This is a genomic window from Drancourtella sp. An57 (assembly GCF_002161525.1).
In the GTDB taxonomy this organism is placed as follows: domain Bacteria; phylum Bacillota; class Clostridia; order Lachnospirales; family Lachnospiraceae; genus Sellimonas; species Sellimonas catena.
In genome coordinates this window covers 1-18,232 of the sequence record NZ_NFHY01000003.1, presented here as the reverse complement: position 1 = coordinate 18,232, position 18,232 = coordinate 1, and the positions used below count along the sequence as shown (strand labels likewise).

At 39.2% G+C, this 18,232-nt stretch carries 10 protein-coding genes; 7 read left to right on the top strand and 3 right to left on the bottom strand.

Going from position 1 to position 18,232, the window contains the following annotated elements:
- The first annotated feature begins 53 nt into the window (after nt 1-53).
- A complete protein-coding gene (locus B5G11_RS02865) occupies nt 54-5,954 on the top strand; it encodes a DUF3320 domain-containing protein (RefSeq protein ID WP_158099194.1) in 5,901 nt (1,966 codons plus the stop codon).
- A 717-nt stretch (nt 5,955-6,671) separates the two neighbouring features.
- Here B5G11_RS02865 and B5G11_RS02860 read toward each other — a convergent pair.
- Nucleotides 6,672-7,886: an IS256 family transposase gene (locus tag B5G11_RS02860; RefSeq protein WP_087252112.1), complete on the bottom strand. Its 1,215-nt coding sequence runs from the start codon at nt 7,884-7,886 to the stop codon at nt 6,672-6,674.
- 107 nt (nt 7,887-7,993) lie between these two features.
- Complete coding sequence (locus tag B5G11_RS02855) at nt 7,994-10,024, bottom strand: AAA family ATPase (protein ID WP_087252111.1); 2,031 nt, start codon at nt 10,022-10,024, stop codon at nt 7,994-7,996.
- A gap of 394 nt (nt 10,025-10,418) precedes the next feature.
- Between B5G11_RS02855 and B5G11_RS02850 the strand changes: the two genes are divergently transcribed.
- From B5G11_RS02850 to B5G11_RS02825, 6 genes are all read left to right on the top strand, one after another.
- Nucleotides 10,419-10,628, top strand: coding sequence for a hypothetical protein (locus B5G11_RS02850; protein ID WP_087252110.1), 210 nt, complete (start codon nt 10,419-10,421; stop codon nt 10,626-10,628).
- 158 nt (nt 10,629-10,786) lie between these two features.
- Nucleotides 10,787-10,999, top strand: a complete 213-nt coding sequence (locus B5G11_RS02845; RefSeq protein WP_087252109.1) for a helix-turn-helix transcriptional regulator — start codon at nt 10,787-10,789, stop codon at nt 10,997-10,999.
- 17 nt (nt 11,000-11,016) lie between these two features.
- Nucleotides 11,017-13,359 (top strand): DEAD/DEAH box helicase family protein, encoded by a 2,343-nt coding sequence (locus B5G11_RS02840; protein WP_087252108.1) that lies wholly within the window; start codon nt 11,017-11,019, stop codon nt 13,357-13,359.
- Complete coding sequence (locus B5G11_RS02835) at nt 13,360-13,872, top strand: hypothetical protein (RefSeq protein ID WP_087252107.1); 513 nt, start codon at nt 13,360-13,362, stop codon at nt 13,870-13,872.
- Nucleotides 13,873-13,890: 18 nt separating this feature from the next.
- Nucleotides 13,891-15,369: a class I SAM-dependent DNA methyltransferase gene (locus B5G11_RS02830; RefSeq protein ID WP_087252106.1), complete on the top strand. Its 1,479-nt coding sequence runs from the start codon at nt 13,891-13,893 to the stop codon at nt 15,367-15,369.
- Nucleotides 15,366-16,649: a restriction endonuclease subunit S gene (locus tag B5G11_RS02825; RefSeq protein WP_087252105.1), complete on the top strand. Its 1,284-nt coding sequence runs from the start codon at nt 15,366-15,368 to the stop codon at nt 16,647-16,649. Before B5G11_RS02830 ends, B5G11_RS02825 begins: the two co-directional genes overlap by 4 nt.
- Nucleotides 16,650-16,716: 67 nt before the next feature.
- Here the strand turns inward: B5G11_RS02825 and B5G11_RS02820 are convergent, their stop codons facing one another.
- On the bottom strand, nt 16,717-18,096 hold the full coding sequence (locus B5G11_RS02820) for a transposase (RefSeq protein ID WP_087252104.1): 1,380 nt from the start codon (nt 18,094-18,096) through the stop codon (nt 16,717-16,719).
- Between the last annotated feature and the right edge of the window lie 136 nt (nt 18,097-18,232).

Sequence of the window (18,232 nt, the reverse complement as noted above, 5' to 3'; positions counted from 1 at the left end):
AATTGCGTCTTTCCTGATAAAAAACCAAAATGAGAAAGGGGGGGATTAAGAATATGTCAGAGACGACAGAAACAGTTTTGAACGGGATGGAAATTACTTGTCGTATAGATGAATATTTGACATATGCACTTATTCACAATGGTGACAGCATTGTCAGGGAAATCAGTCTGAAAAATAATTATGAAGAGAATTTGGAAAATATTGTATTAAAGATTGAATCAAATAATAGTTTGATTAAGACTTTTGAGCGTACAATCCAGAGTATTGGTGCGGGCGATAAAATCAGTCTTAATGACATCAACATCAATGTAAATGTTGATGGATTGGTAGGGCTTACAGAGCGAATGGTTTGTAGTCTGAACATAAAAGTATGTAAAGATGGGCAGGAACGGGCAGTCGATACAAAAGAGGTGATTATACTGCCTTTTGATCAATGGCCAGGGATGCAGTATACTCCAGAATTGTTGATTTCTTATGTGTTGCCTAATCATCCGATAGCGGCAGCTGTTTTGCAAAAAGCAGTAATATATCTGAAAGAATGGACAGGTGATCCCTCTCTGGCCGGATATCAGTATGGTGATCATAATCGTGTGAAATATATGGCGGCAGCAGTTTATGCGGCAATTCAGGAACAGAATATTACTTATGTAGAACCACCTGCTAGTTTTGAAACCTACGGGCAGCGTGTCCGACTGTCTGATATGATTATGGAACAACATATGGGAACATGCCTGGATCTGACCTTGTTATATGTGGCTTGTCTGGAAGCAATTGGTCTGAATCCGTTTTTGATCATGATGAAGGGACATATTTTTGCTGGGCTCTGGTTGATTGAACAATCTTTCTCCGATATGATCATGGATGATCCGTCTCAACTGGAAAAAAGAATGTCGAAAGGAATTCATGAGGTTATTGTTGTAGAATGTACAGCCATGTGTGCAGGAAAAAATTTTTCATTTGATGAAGCAATCCATTTGGGACAGAGTCAGATTGCCAGGTATGAAGAGTTTGAATTTGTAATTGATATCAGGAGAGCCCGCAGCTTAGGTATTCGTCCTTTGCCGGTACGGGTGAAACAAGATAACGGGTTTGTGGTAGTACATGAAGAACGAAAAAAGGAAGAAGTGACAGATACTCCGGAAGCAGTTGGGGAAATTTTCGATTTGTCACAGATCAATAAGAAGGAAACGATAACCAAACAAATGCAGTGGGAGCGGAAGTTGTTGGATCTGAATATGCGAAATTTACTGATTAACTTCCGTATTAATCAATCAGTCCTTCCATTACTAGCTTCGGATGTAAGTTTGCTGGAAGATGCCCTTGCTGATGGAGAAGAGTTTCGAGTATTACCCCGTCCAGAAGATATAAAAATTGACACGGATAATAAGGTTCTGATTGAAAATCTCTGCAGGTTGGATGGTGTAAAAGAGTTTATTGATTTGGAAAGCAAACAGAAAAAAATACATTCTATATACACAGCTCGGGAGCTTGAAAAGCGCCTGACGAAATTGTATCGTTCCGCTAAGGCATCTATGGAAGAAAATGGAGCAAGCACATTGTATCTTGCATTAGGCTTATTAAGATGGTATGAGAATAAACAGAATTCTGATCCACGGTATGCACCTTTGATTATGATTCCAGTTGATATCAAAAGGAAATCTGCAAGCAAAGGGTACGCCATGTACATGAGAGATGAAGAAGTGCAGGTAAATGTAACGCTGTTGGAGTTTCTGAAACAAAATTACGGCATTCAGATTTATGGACTGAATCCGCTTCCTATGGATGAACATGGTGTGGATCTGCCTAAGATTTTTTCTATTATTTATGATGCAATTATGGATTTTCCCAAATGGAATGTTCTGGAAGTTGCAGTGATAGGAAATTTTACTTTCTCTCAATTCGTCATGTGGAATGATATTTGCGGAAAAAGTGATTTTCTGGCAAATAATAAGATTGTCAGAAGCCTAATGAATGGTGTGATTGACTGGGAATGTACTATTCCACCAGAAGTTGATACGGAAGATGCTTATTTGCCAGTTACAGTAGATTCTTCTCAGTTGAGGGCAATCAATATGGCGGCTGAAGGAGTGAGTTTTGTTCTACATGGCCCTCCGGGTACTGGAAAATCTCAAACTATTACCGCAATGATAGCCAATGCCCTTGCGAAGGGGAAAAGGGTTTTATTTGTGGCAGAAAAAATGGCAGCACTAGAAGTGGTACAGAAAAGGCTTAAATCACTGGGAATCCAAGATTTTTGTCTAGAACTGCACTCCAATAAATCTACGAAGAAAGCTGTGCTGGATCAGCTAAAACATAGTCTGGAATTAGTTGTTGGTGAAAAGGAACCTTCCTATGATCAGAAACTGGATGAGATTCGGAAGATTAAAGCTGAGTTGGACGGTTATGCTCAAGCGTTACATATCGAGCGGAGATTTGGAAAGAGCTTAAGGGAATTATTGGATATTTATGAGGGGATTCCGGAAAGAGAAACTGAAGTTGATTTTGATCCTGAGTTTGTTTCCAATCTTACGGAAAAAGATTTAAATGAAAGGTTGTATTGTTTACAGCAGCTGGTAGCTGCAGGAAAAGCAGTCGGCCATCCCCATGAACATCCATTGGCAGCAGTTCACTTGGATGAATATATTCAAAGATTGAAATATGATCTGGAAAACATAATGTCCGATTATAAAGATAGCATACAGAAACTTCAGATAGATACAGAGACTTTCATTCAATTATTAGGGATAAAGGCTCCGGTAACAGAGTTGGAATGGAATGTGATTTACAAGAGTGCTGTTAGCATTCTTTCAGCAGAAGAAATTCCGGACTTTCTGTGTAAAGCAGATTCAATAGATGAAGAATTTTATGTTCCTTATCAATACCTGGAAAAGAAGGTGGCTTTTGAGGAGAGGCGGAGACAGATCTTAAAATACTGGAATGAATCATTCCTGAAAATGGACATGGAATCTTATCGGAACAGGTATGATAAGGCTCTTTCAAAATTATTTGGGAAAAATAAAGCTTTGGCAGGCCTTTTGTCTGAGTTCCAGGGATATGCATCTTTCCAGACGGAAATCATCAAAATTCCATTTTACATTAACGATATTGCCACTTATCAGCAGGAAGCAAAGGAGTTTGAAGAAACTACAGAAAAATTACCATTTGCATGGAAAGAAATTTTGCAGCAATATCCGACAAAAGCTGACCTGACAGGCTATCAGACGAAATTGAAAGCGCAGATCGATGAAATCAGTCAGTTTAGGACACAGATCAATATTCTGGAGTCTCAGGGGAAATTAAAGAATTGTAATTCCATGGCAAATCTCATTATACAGGATTTTAATAACCTGGCAGAAAAAGAGAAGCAGGTTTGTGAATTGTTAAAACTGGAATTTCCGGAGACCGAAGAGAATTGGATGCAGGCTAAAATTGCATTGTGTGACAGCATTATGCAGAATGCCTTTTCTATCAGAGAGTGGATTACTTACCGGCAGAGCGAGAAAGCTTGTATCGAGAAAGGCTTGCTGCCTGTATGCAAAGTATATGAGTCAGGTGTACCTCATGATCATATAATAGACATTTATCTGAAATCAATTTATAAAACCATGATTATATCGATTATTGACGGGGAGCCTGTACTGAATAACTTTACTGGCATCGTATTCAATGAGAAGATTAATCGTTTTAAGAGAATGGAACAGGAATTTAAGGAACTTACCAAAGAAGAAATTTTCTATGAATTAGCCAGCCATTTGCCACAAGGTTTTGAGTCTACTCAAATTAGCAGAGAATTAAATATTCTCAGAAGAGCTATCAGCAGCAATGGGCGAGGAATATCAATCCGTTCTTTATTTGAGCAGATTCCAATCATCTTGTCGAGATTATGCCCATGCATGTTAATGAGTCCGATTTCTGTAGCCCAATATCTGGAGGCAAAGAATGATCTGTTTGATATTGTTATTTTCGACGAAGCATCACAGATTCCGACCTGTAAAGCCGTTGGAGTCCTTGCAAGAGGAATGGATGCGGTCATAGTCGGAGATCCCAATCAGATGCCGCCTACTGCATTCTTTGCAGGAAACAAGTTAGATGAGGACAATATTGATATAGAAGATTTGGACAGTATCCTGGATGACTGTTTGGCTCTTGGCATGCCACAGTCTCATTTGCACTGGCATTATCGGAGCAGACATGAAAGCCTGATTGATTTCAGCAACAACGAGTTTTATGAAAATTCTATGTTTACCTTTCCATCTGTAAACGATGGAGAGAAAAAGGTAAATCTGGTAAAAGTAGATGGATTTTTTGAGCGTGGAAAAGACAGGGTAAATCGCGGAGAGGCTCACGCAATTGTAAAAGAAATTAAGAGACGTTATAAACATCCTGTTTTGTCACAACAGTCTATCGGAGTGGTTACCTTCAATATCAACCAACAGAATTTTATCGAAGATATTCTGCAGGGCGAATATCAGAATGATCCACAGTTTGATAAATGGGCCAATGAAGGGGAAGAAACGTTATTTGTCAAGAATCTGGAAAATGTACAGGGAGACGAAAGGGACGTGATATTCTTTTCTATTGCTTACGGTCCGGATTCTGAAGGAAAGCTTTCTTTAAATTTGGGCCCATTGAACAAAGAAAATGGATGGAAACGATTAAATGTGGCAGTTACTCGTGCCAGATTAGAAATGATGGTATTTACTACACTTACGGCAGATCAGATTAACATGAGACGAACGAAGGCAAGAGGGGTGGAAGCACTTCGGAATTTTCTGGATTATGCAGAAAAAGGAAAAATTGATAGAGATTTTGTGAGAGGACGAGGACAGAAAGAGCAAGGTATTATGGAACAGATTTGCCACTACCTTTCCGAACATGGGTATGAATACCATAGAGCAGTGGGAAATTCTAAATTTAAGATTGATATCGCTGTCATAAATCCATTTAATAAGATGGAATATTTATTGGGGATCATGCTTGACGATAAGTCTTATCAGCAATCTTCGAACACTCGTGACCGGGAAATCGGTCAGATTAGTGTGCTGAAAGGTCTTGGGTGGAAACTGCATCGGATCTGGGCTATCGACTGGTGGGAAAATAAGGAGAAAGAACTATTCAGACTAGGAGAGGTGCTTGATGGGCTACAGGAAGAGGCAGAGGAATATGCGAAAGCGCATCACAATCATTACGTTGCTGAAGAAAGTGAAATTGAAATAAAACCTGAAATCGTACAGGCAGTTGAAGAGAAAAAAGAGTTACAGGAACCTATAATAGAAGAAAAAGGTTCCGAACCTGTCATATTTCAATATTCAGAACAGAAGATTGCATCTAAGGCGGTTACAACATCAGTGATAGAAGAGCACAAACGAGAAGAATGGGATTATGCTTTTGTAGATTATGATATGGCTCAGATTGAATCTACTCGTATGTCTACGGCAGATTTTGTTCAGAAAGAGTCTATTCCACTCATCGCAGAGAAAATGCAACAGATCATAGACGTGGAGGCTCCGATCCAGTATGACAGCCTGATTCGGAAAACGTTAAGAGCATTTGGAATAGGACGAGCAAGTTCGTATACATTGGAGGCAGCCGATAAAGCATTTAAAAAAGTTACGGCAAAACAATATAAACAGTCTAAGGTTCGATTCGTTTGGAGGATAGATCAGATTCCGGAGAAATATTTAGTATTTCGAAAAGATTTGGAACAGATGAATAAGAGAACGCCAGATGAAATCTGTGTGCAAGAGTTTAAAAATGCGGTTTGCATTACGCTTCGGGAAAAAGGCGTGATGGATAAGGAGAGTCTGATTAAAGAGACTATTTATATGATTGGATTTGCACGGAGTGGAAAGGCGCTGAAGGGGGCTGTGGATAGGGGAATCAAATATGGATTGAAAACAGGAGAAATTGTACAGAATGAAGAATTGGAGTTAGAATTAGCTGAAGAAGAATAAGGCTATATCAATCTCTGAATAGGCCACTGGAGCAAAAGCCATTAAGTAATTAGCCCCACCTTTTGGCTCGTTGGGGTGGTTTTGTCCTGCGGTGTTAGAACTCGTAAAGTCTTATTTTACAAGGTTTTGTGAGTCCTGACTTTTTGTCTGAGAGCGTCAAAAATCGTCATTTTGAAAGAAAATGGTGTAGTTTTATAATATTATAAAGTGAAAATATAAGTTTGAATGTTTGTATTCCAGAAAAATAATATGTGCTAGGTGCTAAACCAGTGATGCTGGAGAAGTTCTTTGAGGATTGGCTGAAGATGGAGGAAGAAACCCAGTAAAAACTATAAAGAAAATCGGCGCAGGCTCATAGGATGCGCCGATTTTCTGATAATCGAAGAAAAACTTCTTGGAGGGCGTAAAAATTTCTGTGTCTATGGGGAAAAATCTTCTTTGATAAGAAACAGATATGTATAATTGTCTTGTCGGAACGTCTGCTTTTTTGCTGTCGAATTACTTATCTGTTTATAGTATTACCCATTTGACTCATGTTATACATGAATTTTAAAATTTTTTGCAGCACAAATAACGGCATCAGTAATCCCTTTTTCGTGGGCTCTGCCCACACCCGGTCTCAGGAATAAGCTGGGATTTTCTGGGAATACTATAAATGCCGAAGGAATAAGATGAAGACAGGAGCGGAATAGTTTCTCATCCGCTCCTGTTTTCCTTTTACAGGTATGCGGTCAGTCTCTCATCGTATAGAAGAATCAGTTGGTTCAACACCTGATCCCAGTTCCGATAACGCTGCGTCCACTTCTTTGTTACATTTCTGCTCGCAAGAAACAGCATCTTTTCAAGAGCGGTATCGCTTGGGAACACACTCTTTGTCTTTGTGACTTTCCTGTATTGACGGTTCAGCCCTTCTATGATGTTTGTGGTATACATAATTCTGCGGATATCTCCGGAAAACTGAAAGAAAGAACTCACATCTTCCCAGTTGTTTTCCCAGTTACTGATCGCATAGGGATATTTCTTTCCCCATTTCTCCTTAATCGTTTCCAATTCCGAAAGAGCTGCGGATTCATTAGGTGCGTTATAGACAGCCTTGAAGTCTGCGGAAAACTTCTTCAGATCGTTATAATTCACATATTTAAAAGAATTGCGCAGCATATGGATAACACAGCGCTGGATCTGTGCTTGTGGGAAAACGGCCTGAATTGCGTCTTTAAATCCGGGGAGACCGTCTACGCAGAAGAACAGGACATCCTGCACGCCACGGTTTTTCAAGTCGTTGAGCATTCCAAGCCAGAATTTACTGGTCTCATTCGCTCCTACGGTAATACTGAGAATCTCCTTGTATCCTTCCACGGTAACTCCCAGTACAATATAAGCAGCACGGCTGAGGATCCTGCCGTCTTCCCGGACTTTGTAATGAATACAGTCCATGAAAGCAAACGGATATACAGGATTCAGCGGACGTGACTGCCACTCTTTCACTTCCGGAAGGATCTTGTCCGTGATCTTGCTGACCATTTCGGCGGAAAGTTCAATCCCATAAAGTTCCTGCAGCTGGTCATGAATATCCCTTGTGCTCATTCCACGGGCATAGAGCGAGATCACTTTCTCCTCAATCCCGGAAATATCCCGCTGATATTTAGGAATCAGCTTTGGTTCAAACTCACCATTGCGGTCACGGGGAACATCGATCTGAAATTCCCCGTACTGGCTTTTGAGTGTTTTAGGAGAGTGACCATTCCTCTTATTATCGCTCTTAAGATCACCTTTACAGTTTTTTTCGTAGCCCAGAGTTGCATCCATCTCGGCTTCCAGAAGCTCCTGCAATATATCTTTGAAGCTGTCTTTGAGAAGGGAGTAAACATCAGCCACACTGGTAATGTTGTTTTCTGTAATAATCTGTCGGATTTGGTCTTTTGCTACTGCCATAAATAAACTCCTTTTCGATAAGAATTGTCATATCTGTAATTCTTACCAAAAAGGAGCCATTTTTTACCAAAGCCACAAAGTTTTTTACACTACCACTTCTTGCAAAATCAAGATAATACATGATTTATCTTTGAAATCAATTTTTCTGCTTGTGAGATTTCAGTTTCAGTTAAATCGTTTAGTGAATGGTCTCTTGACCAACGAATAAAGGCTTTGGCTAACTGATATTTTGAAAAATTTTCTTTAGCAACACTAGAGAGAATGTCGACTATCGGACGTTTTGTTTGTTGCTTTGCTTCTTCGGTCGCATCCCACCCCAGGTCATCCTTTGCAATCGTGACTAAAGTATCCCGCAAAATATCTTCAATCTCAACTTTTATAACATCACCTTGATATACATCCTTTGTGCGTAATATTTTTTTTGCACCTAATGCGTTAACCAAAGTGTCTTGATTGGCGGCTAAATCTCCTTCGGAATCGGAATCCAATAATGCTGCTATTTTAAGGTTTTGCGAATGAAGAATAGTTGCATAGTACACTACTTTCGTGGCGCAATTTGCAGGTAATAGAGCGATTTTTTCATCAATGCCGCATTTTCCATTCGCTTTTAATAAATCTGACAGGCCTTCTAAATACCACATATCTGTCAAGCCTTCAAGTATCAGATTTTTTTTATGGAAAAACAAACTTTGTGCCAGATCATATCCCAGGGCCTCTTGCAAAGGTAAAATGGCCCCACTATCTGTTGCAGTTAATGTCAAATTGACTTTTGTTCCTATTTTTCGATCAACCATTTCCACAACACGAACCTTATCAAGTTCATTTGAACCAACTAAAAAGGGCGAATGTGTTGTAAATATAGTTTGATTTTTCTCGCTAAGCTTTGATAGTGTTTCCCTAAATTCTGCTTGCTTTAAAGCGTGTAAACTTTGTCCGGGTTCATCAAGCAATAGGATAGCATTTTTGTGCCTGTCAGATGATTCAGCAAAGAATACAACATAAAAAGAGACCATCCATTGAAAACCTTCTGAACGCTGATCTAGTTCGACTTCAACACCGAGCTCATCTTCAACGACGACCTTTAAATATTGTCCATCCGCTTTAATTCTCAATTTGTTTGCATCACGGCTATATTGAGTCGGATTCCAAACTTCTCGAATGGCATTTGTAAGGCGAATAGTTGCTGCATTTAGTCTATAGTCACGTTCATCAAGTTGTGCTTTGTATTTTTCATATTGATCGGGTTCGCTCACATCCCATTTCGTAATGTCACCCGCATCTGCCAGTTCTTTAGGTGTAAATCCTAAAAATTTAAGCAAGCATAAATTTCCATAATCATATTGAGAGTCATCTAAAACATTTGATTGAACTCGATTGGCCAGTTTTCTCAAATGAAGTGAAGGTTTAATCCTAAAATAGTTGCTAAACAGAATAAAGCGAGGCAACATCTTTTTACAAGTAAGTAATACTTCATTGCGTTCAATGGGTTGCTCTAATAAAGTAGTAAGTTTATCATATCGACTTTCTTCTGACTCATTATCATCTGCAAGATTTTTTATGTTCTTTTTGAGCCATGCCTGAATCGATTTGGCTTGTTCGAAAGAAACGATAGATGTCCGCTTAAGCCCAGAAATGGTATTTTCAAGTTCTGTTTGAATTGCAGTTACTACAGCCTCTGCCTCTCCCCGCTTGTGGCAGGTTTCTTGAAAGTGGGCAAGCATTTTTTGCAAGTCTTTATCTATAGCAGAGAATTCAAGTTCCGAAGGCGCATTGTCTAATTTATGCCAAGTAGAATTATCCAATTTCCTTCCATATACATAGATAATATCCCTATACGATTCTGGGAGATCTTTTTTTTCAGAATCCTCAAGCGAAAAATACCCTTCCACAACAGTGAATGTTTTAGGGTCAATGTTTCCCTTTTCAATATCTTCATCATATTTTGCACGAGGGTAGTCTCTTAATGGATTGAACAATTCAACACCATCGGGCGGATTAAGCTTTTGCAGGGCCTGCAAAATAGCACTTTTTCCTGCTTCGTTTGGCCCAACCAGAATGGTTTTTCCATTTTCAATGTCAAAATATCCTGTATCGATTATACTTCGGTATCCTTGAATACGAGCTTTTATTAGTCGCACCTTTGTCTCCCCCCCTTGTATGATTAAAATGTTGTATTAAAATGATGCGTTAGTGAAACATAGCAGTTGTCGTTCACCAGTTTTAGACGACTATATTTAATTTATTATACTACTAATTGCTTATTTCGACAACAAATCAATGTTTTACCAAAGCAAATTCTATGACTTCTGTGCGCTATCGGCTAAAATCTTATGGCTTTTAAGAAATTTGTATATTCCGATATGCAAAGCGGCTTTGGAAGAGGCGATTTTTTGATATTGTATTAGTGTTAATGCAGATGAGTACGCTTTAGATATAGGTTATATAATTAGCAATCGTACTCGCTATTATGGGGATGAAAGCGAAATAGATACAGATGAAGCAGAAAGGATTGTATATAATGAAATTGTTAATATGCTCATAGAGGAAATATTTAGCCTTCTTAGTGAACTTCCCTTAGAAATTCATCCGGAAATCGAATTTATCAATGATTTAACTATTGATATTATTGGATGCAAGGATTTGATAAATAATTATATTAAAGCTGATGAGGAAGATAAGAGGGACTATTATACGGCCGACATTGAAGGTATTACAGAAATAGATTTTATTTTTAATAGGTGAAAGTGAATTTGTAGATAAAGTAAGATTGGTAGTATGGATATTATAAGAAACGTTAATAGAGCATAATTGAATATTTCAATTTTTTTTGAATATTTAAACTTAAAATGCTATAATAAACTAACAGTGTTAGTTGTTTTAATTTAATAGGAGCAAAATATATGAGGGCCTGTTATAACAAATTGTGGAAAATATTGATTGATAAAAATATGAGCAAAACACAGCTGATAAAAGCTGCAAAAATTAGTACAAATGCAATGGCAAAGCTGGGAAAAAATGAGGATGTTAGAGTTGAAGTGCTTGTTAAAATATGTGTAGCACTTGGGTGTACGATTGATGATATTATGGAAATTATTCCAGATGACATTGATTGATGGAGGGAGGAATACATGTGGGTACAATTTTATCGAAAAAACAAATGAGTGAAGAGGATATTAAACTTCAGTATATTACTCCTTCCATTACTTCGAAATGGAACCGTGCAAAGATTACAATGGAAACCCGCATTACAGATGGAAAGATTAATCTGAAGGGGAACTTTGTTTTCCGCGAAAAGCCAAAACGTGCAGATTATGTTCTGTATCTGAGTGCAAATAATCCAATTGCGATTGTAGAAGCAAAAGATAATACCCATAGTATTTCTCATGGTTTACAGCAGGCAATTGCTTATGCAAAGATGCTTGATCTTCCTTTTGCCTATAGTTCCAATGGAGATGGATTTGCAGAGCATGATTTCCTTACGGGCCAGGAACGAGAGTTTGGTCTGGATGAGTTCCCGACAGAACAGGAACTTATTGAACGCTATAAGAAGGAGTCTGGTATTACACCGCAACAGGAGGTTGCTATTGAACAGCCTTATTATTCCAGCCAGAATACCTATCCGCCACGTTATTATCAAAGAATTGCCATAAACCGTACTGTTGATGCCATTGCAAGGGGACAACAGCGTCTTTTGTTGGTCATGGCGACAGGTACAGGGAAAACTTACACAGCTTTTCAGATTGTATACAGGATGCTTCAAAGTGGATTAAAACGGAAGATTTTATATCTTGCTGATCGTAATATTTTGGTGGATCAATCAATTCAGCAGGATTTTGCGCCGTTGGAAAAAGTGATCCATAAAATCAATGTGACAAAAGATGACAAAAGTACCATTACTTCTCATGAAGTGTATTTTTCGCTATATCAGCAGTTGGTAGGTGACGATGATAAAGAACATTTCAGTGAATTGTTTTTGCCAGATTTCTTTGACCTGATTATTGTGGACGAATGTCATAGGGGATCCGCAAAAGAAGAAAGTCGCTGGCGGAGAATTCTGGAGTATTTCAAGTCTGCAACTCAAATTGGTATGACGGCTACGCCCAAGGAAACCAAGTATATTTCTAATCTTAGCTATTTTGGAGAGCCTATTTATACATATAGTTTGAAAGAAGGAATAGAGGATGGCTTCCTTGCTCCTTTTAAAGTCATCAATATTATGACAGATATTGGTGAGGGGTGGCGTCCCCGTAAAGGACAGCGTGATATCAATGGTATGGAAATACCGGATCGTATTTATACGAGCAGTGATTACGATTACAATATTATTATTGAGGATCGTATTCAGCAGGTGGCGGAGGAAATCACAAAATATTTGAAGAGTACTGACCGTATGGCCAAAACCATTGTGTTCTGTGCTTCGGAGGATGCTGCTTTACGTATGCGTAATGCACTTGCGAACCTAAATCAGGATATGATGCAACAGAATCCGGATTATGTGGTACGCATTACGGGCGGCGATGACTATGGAAAAAGTAAACTGAAATATTTTATTTCGGTTGCAGAGCCCTATCCGGTTATTGCAACCACTTCAAAACTGCTTTCCACGGGTGCAGATTGTAAGATGACCAAGCTGATTGTGTTGGATGAAATGATCGGATCTATGACGGAGTTTAAACAAATTATCGGCCGGGGAACACGTTTACGGGAAAAAGAAGGTAAGACTCATTTCGTGGTTATGGATTTCCGAAATGTGACCCGTTTGTTTGCAGATCCTGACTGGGATGGCCCGATTGAGATGGATGAGAACTACCATCCGAAAGATCCAAATGGTTATGGAAAAGCAGATCCTGTTCAACCGGGAGTGATAAAAGAGCCTCCTGCATCTTATGGTATACAGAAACCTATTGTAGACAGGAATGGTTGTAAAGTGCAGATTATCCATAAGACAGTATCTGTTTATGATACGAACGGTAAACTGCTCCGACAGGAAAGTATTGTAGATTATACCAAAGAGAATATTCAGGGAGAGTATGCTTCTCTGGATAACTTTATCCGTCAATGGTCAGCACACGAGAAAAAGGAAGAAATCCGAGATTTGCTCCATGACCGTGGTATCGATCTGGAACTTTTAAAAGCGGATCAGAATATGAGCGATGTAGATGATTTTGACTTTATTTGCCATGTGGCTTTTGATAAAAAACCTTTAACTCGTAAGGAGAGAGCCAATAATGTGAAAAAGCGGGATTTCTTTAGCAAATACAGTGGTGTAGCTCGAGAAGTCCTGGAAGCTTTGTTGGATAAATATATGAACACAGGTATTTACGAGATTGAAAAAACAGAAATACTTAAGCTGGATCCATTTTTTAAACTCGGAAAACCTGCCAAGATCGCTGGATATTTTGGAGGTAAGCAGGGGTATCTAAAAGCGGTAAAAGAATTGGAAAAAGCAATTTATGAGGAAGTAGTGAGTTAAATGAAAGCAATAAGTTCATGGCATGTTGGCGTTGCCGCAGAGGCATTTGCGGCAGCACTATTTGCAAGATTAGGATATGATGTATCTGTACAATATGGTGCAAACCAGCCGGAGTATGATTTAATAGCCGTTTCTGGCGATAAAATGTTAAAAATTTCAGTAAAGGGAAGTCAGGATGGCGGCTGGGGATTGACTCAAAGTTATAAAAAAGGTTGTGACTATCAGGAAGCAATCCAAAAGTGGTTGAGTAATCATCATAAAAAAACAATATTTTGTCTGGTTCAGTTTAAAGGAACCGAGAATCACGAGATGCCGCGGATGTATCTTGCATCTCCGGTGGAGATCGCAGAAGTATTAAAAAAATCCGCAGGTGGTCGAGGTGAAACAATCCTTTACGAATATCACGAGTGGGGACCGCGTGCTGCCGGGCGAGGAACGATAGATCGTGTTCCGGATGAATGGCGATTTACTGCAGAACGGGCAAAAGATATGTTTGAAACATATGGACAATAAGAAGGATAAGGATTATTTATGAGTAATTTAACAGGATTTGTAAAGAGACTTCGTGACATTATGCGTAACGATGCAGGCATCAATGGTGATGCCCAGCGTATCGAGCAGATCGCATGGATGCTCTTTTTGAAAGTATATGATGCAAAAGAACAGGAGTGGGAATTTAGTGATGATAATTATCAGTCTATTATTCCGGAAGAATGTCGCTGGCAGAATTGGGCACAGGATGATAAATCGGGAACAGCTCTTACTGGTGATAAACTATTGAATTTTGTGAATAATACGTTGTTTCCTACTTTGAAAAATTTGCAGGTAGACGCCTCTACCCCTATTAATAAGGCAATTGTGCAGACGACTTTTGCTGATGCAAACAATTATATGAAAGATGGAATTTTGCTCCGTCAGGTCATTAATGTGATTGACGAACTGGATTTTAGTGACTATGAAGAAAGTCATGCTTTTGGCGATATTTATGAAAATATTCTGAAAGAACTGCAGAGTGCAGGTTCAGCAGGTGAATTTTATACCCCCCGTGCAGTAACTGATTTTATGGCGCAGGTAATCAAGCCTCAGATTGGAGAAACGATGGCAGATTTTGCCTGTGGTACCGGTGGCTTTATCGTTAGTTGGCTGAAAGAACTGCAAAAGCTGGTCCATACTACGGAAGATGAAGATGCATACTCAAATTCTATCTATGGAATTGAGAAAAAGCAGTTCCCGTATATGCTGTGCATCACCAACTTATTATTGCATGGATTGGATGTGCCTCGGGTGTTTCACAGTAACACTCTGTTGCATGATGTACTGGACTATACAGAAGAAGATAAGGTGGATGTGATTCTGATGAATCCTCCGTATGGAGGAAGTGAAAAAACAGATGTGAAGAATCATTTCCCAACAGATCTTGCGAGCTCAGAAACGGCAGATTTGTTTATGTCGGTTATAATGTATCGCTTAAAGAAGAATGGACGGGCAGCGGTGATTTTACCAGATGGTTTTCTGTTTGGGACAGATAATGCCAAGATCAATATTAAAAGGAAACTACTGCGAGAGTTTAATTTACACACTATTATACGTTTGCCAGGAAGTGTATTTTCTCCATATACATCTATCACTACGAACATTCTATTTTTTGACAATACACATCCAACGGAAGAAACCTGGTTTTATCGTCTGGATATGCCAGAAGGGTACAAGCATTTTTCTAAAACCAAGCCTATGAAACTGGAACATTTTCGGCCGGTTCTGGACTGGTGGAAAAATCGACAGGAAATCACAGAAGATGGATTTGATAAAGCAAAGAAATTCAGTGTTCAACAGCTTACAGAGGAGCTTGGATACAATTTAGATCAGTGTGGTTTTCCTCATGAGGAAGAAGAAATACTGGAGCCGATGGAGTTAATTCGGCGTTACGAGGAACAAAGAGCTTCTCTCAATGCAGAAATTGATCAGGTACTGGAAGAAATCACTTCTCTGTTAGGAGGAGCAATAGAATGACACCACAGGAATTGAAAAATAGTATTTTGCAGTTGGCTATTCAGGGTAAATTGGTGGAACAACGACCGGAGGAAGGAACGGCAGAGGAACTTTTTGCACAGATTCAGCAGGAAAAACAGCGACTGATTAAAGAAAAGAAAATCAAAAAGGAAAAGCCATTGCCTGAAATCACCGACGACGAAAAGCCCTTTGACATTCCGGAGAACTGGAAGTGGTGCAGGCTCGACGATATTGTTGTAAAAACAATTAAGCGCGGAAAATCACCAACATACACAGCAAAAAGTAATATGCTTGTTTTTGCACAGAAATGCAATACAAAGGCGGGTTATATTGATTTATCTTTAGCACGGTGCTTGGATGAAACAAAACTTAGCAAATATCCAGAAGAAGAATTTATGATAAACAATGATATTGTTCTAAACTCTACAGGTAATGGTACACTCGGTAGAGTAGGGATATATCGTAATAGTGATAATCCAAACAGATATCCAGTTGTGCCAGATTCGCATGTCACTATAATAAGAGCGAATACTCTTGTTTCTGTTGAGTATGTATTTTACTCTTTAAAATATTATCAGCCATACATGGAAAAGCTGGGTTCTGGTTCTACAAATCAAACAGAATTAAGTGCAGGGACGGTAAAGGCACTTCTTTTTCCTCTCCCACCCATTGCCGAGCAAAAGAGGATTGTTGCCAAAATCGAGGAGCTGTTGCCCTGTATTGACCGTTATGAACAGGCATGGTGCAAGTTGGAAAAATTTAATAGCCGTTTTCCAGAAGATATGAAAAAATCACTTTTGCAGTATGCTATTCAGGGAAAGTTGGTGGAACAACGACCTGAAGAAGGAACGGCAGAGGAACTTTTTGAACAAATTCAGGAGGAAAAGCAGAGGCTAATTGCTGAAAAGAAAATTAAGAAGGCAAAGCCGTTGCCGGAAATCGCTGAGGACGAAAAGCCGTTTAATATTCCGGAAAGTTGGAAGTGGGTGAGAATACAGGAGATTACTTGTTTAAATCCGAAAAATGACTTGGCAGATGAACTTCAAGTTTCATTTATTCCGATGGCACTTGTGGATGATGGATATCGCAATAAACATACCTATGAAATAAAAAAATGGGGAGAAATAAAAAAGGGATTTACTCATTTTGCAAATGGAGATATTGGTATTGCCAAGATTACGCCATGTTTTCAGAACAGGAAATCAGTTATTTTTAGAGATTTAAAAAATGGATATGGAGCAGGAACAACAGAACTTTCTATTGTGCGAGTTATTAACTAAGACTTCCCATACCTGAAATGGGCTTCGCTCCTTGAAAATTCAATATTTCAGCTGACAAAATAGTGATTTATGCCCCTATAGACTCTGGATGGAGTGCGTTACGCAGATATTTCGGTAGTCTTGCTTCAAAATCAGCAGTAAAAGCTGTCAATTGCTCATCGCTGAGTTTTAAGATTTCCTGAAGGCTTGCCATCAAGGCATCCATTAGGATGCCAAGTGATCTATGGAAAGTAATGTCCGCCATTTCATCAACTAGGAAAAAGAACAATTCGCCAAGCGTCCTCTGATCTTCATTTTGGCGCTGTTCCATTGCGAGTAACATGTATCTGGTAAACACGATAGCTACGTGAGCTGTCAGTGCATCATAGGATAAGCTGCGGCATTCTCCAATCAGGTTCAGCATAGATTTGCAGGTCTTGAAGAAAACCTCAATCTGCCAGCGCTTTCCATAAACACGGATAATCTCTTCTTCGGAAAGGGTCGTATCTGTACAGATAAAAGCAAGCCAGTCCTTGCGATTTGCTTTATTCCTTACGCAAACGATTTTCGCCGGAATAGGATTCTCTTTTCCTACCATGACGTCAACAGAAAGCAGATACTTTGATCTGCCACGGCGTTTTTTGTTCCTGGAATAGATCTCTTTGATATTCAGCTGTTCACCACAGTATGAATACTTGATGCGGCTGCTTTTCTTGAGCATAGCAATCACATCCATCCCCTTTGAATGGATGGCTGTGATCTGTGCCGGGTTGGAAAACCAGGAATCAAAAAGGACATAATCAGCCTTTAGTCCTGCACTGAGAGCAGTATCCAACAAGGCCATCATTGCTTCAGGTGCTTTTGTCTGGGCAAGCTTGCGCCTTTTTCCTGCAATGGTTCTGTTATCAAAGTTCTTTACCGGACCGATAATATTTGCTTCTTTTGCAGATGCTAACAGACAGCTGTTTACCGGGATCAGTGTATTTCCGTCACTCCAGCTTAATGTAAGCATCCGAAACCCTTTTTTGAAATGCATATCGGTGTGGTCGAATACTTTTGATCCCAGTTCTGTTTTCTTGCAGCTGGTTCGACTAAAAAGGCTGTCATCAACAATGAACACATTTTTCCTGCTATCGTCCGTTAGATCTTTGAGATCATTATTGACGATATCAGCAGCCAGAAGAGAAGTAAAACGGAGCCAGTTTGTTTTTGCCGAATTTAGGAACCGATAAAAAGTGTTCTTTGAAAAATCTTCCTTAAAAGAGCCAGTTCGTTGCTGCATATACATGCTTCTTCCGACAAAAATGTTGCTGAGCTTGTAGCGGAGCAGAGAAACAGGTGAAACACCTTTTTCTTTCATCCCATTGCATTTGGCGAGAAGCTTGCCGACATGATGCCTGGAAAAAAATCTCTGAACACAATCAATTAACTCGTTCTCATCGCAATAGTTTTGTGGTATACTGGACATGGCATAAATCTCCTTTGTATAGATGGTTTTTCGTCAATTCCATTATACCAAACGGGACAGGTTTATGCCTTTTTTATTGGCTGAAATATTGAATTTTCAAGGTTCAACACACCGTATTGGTGTGGGAAGTTTTAGT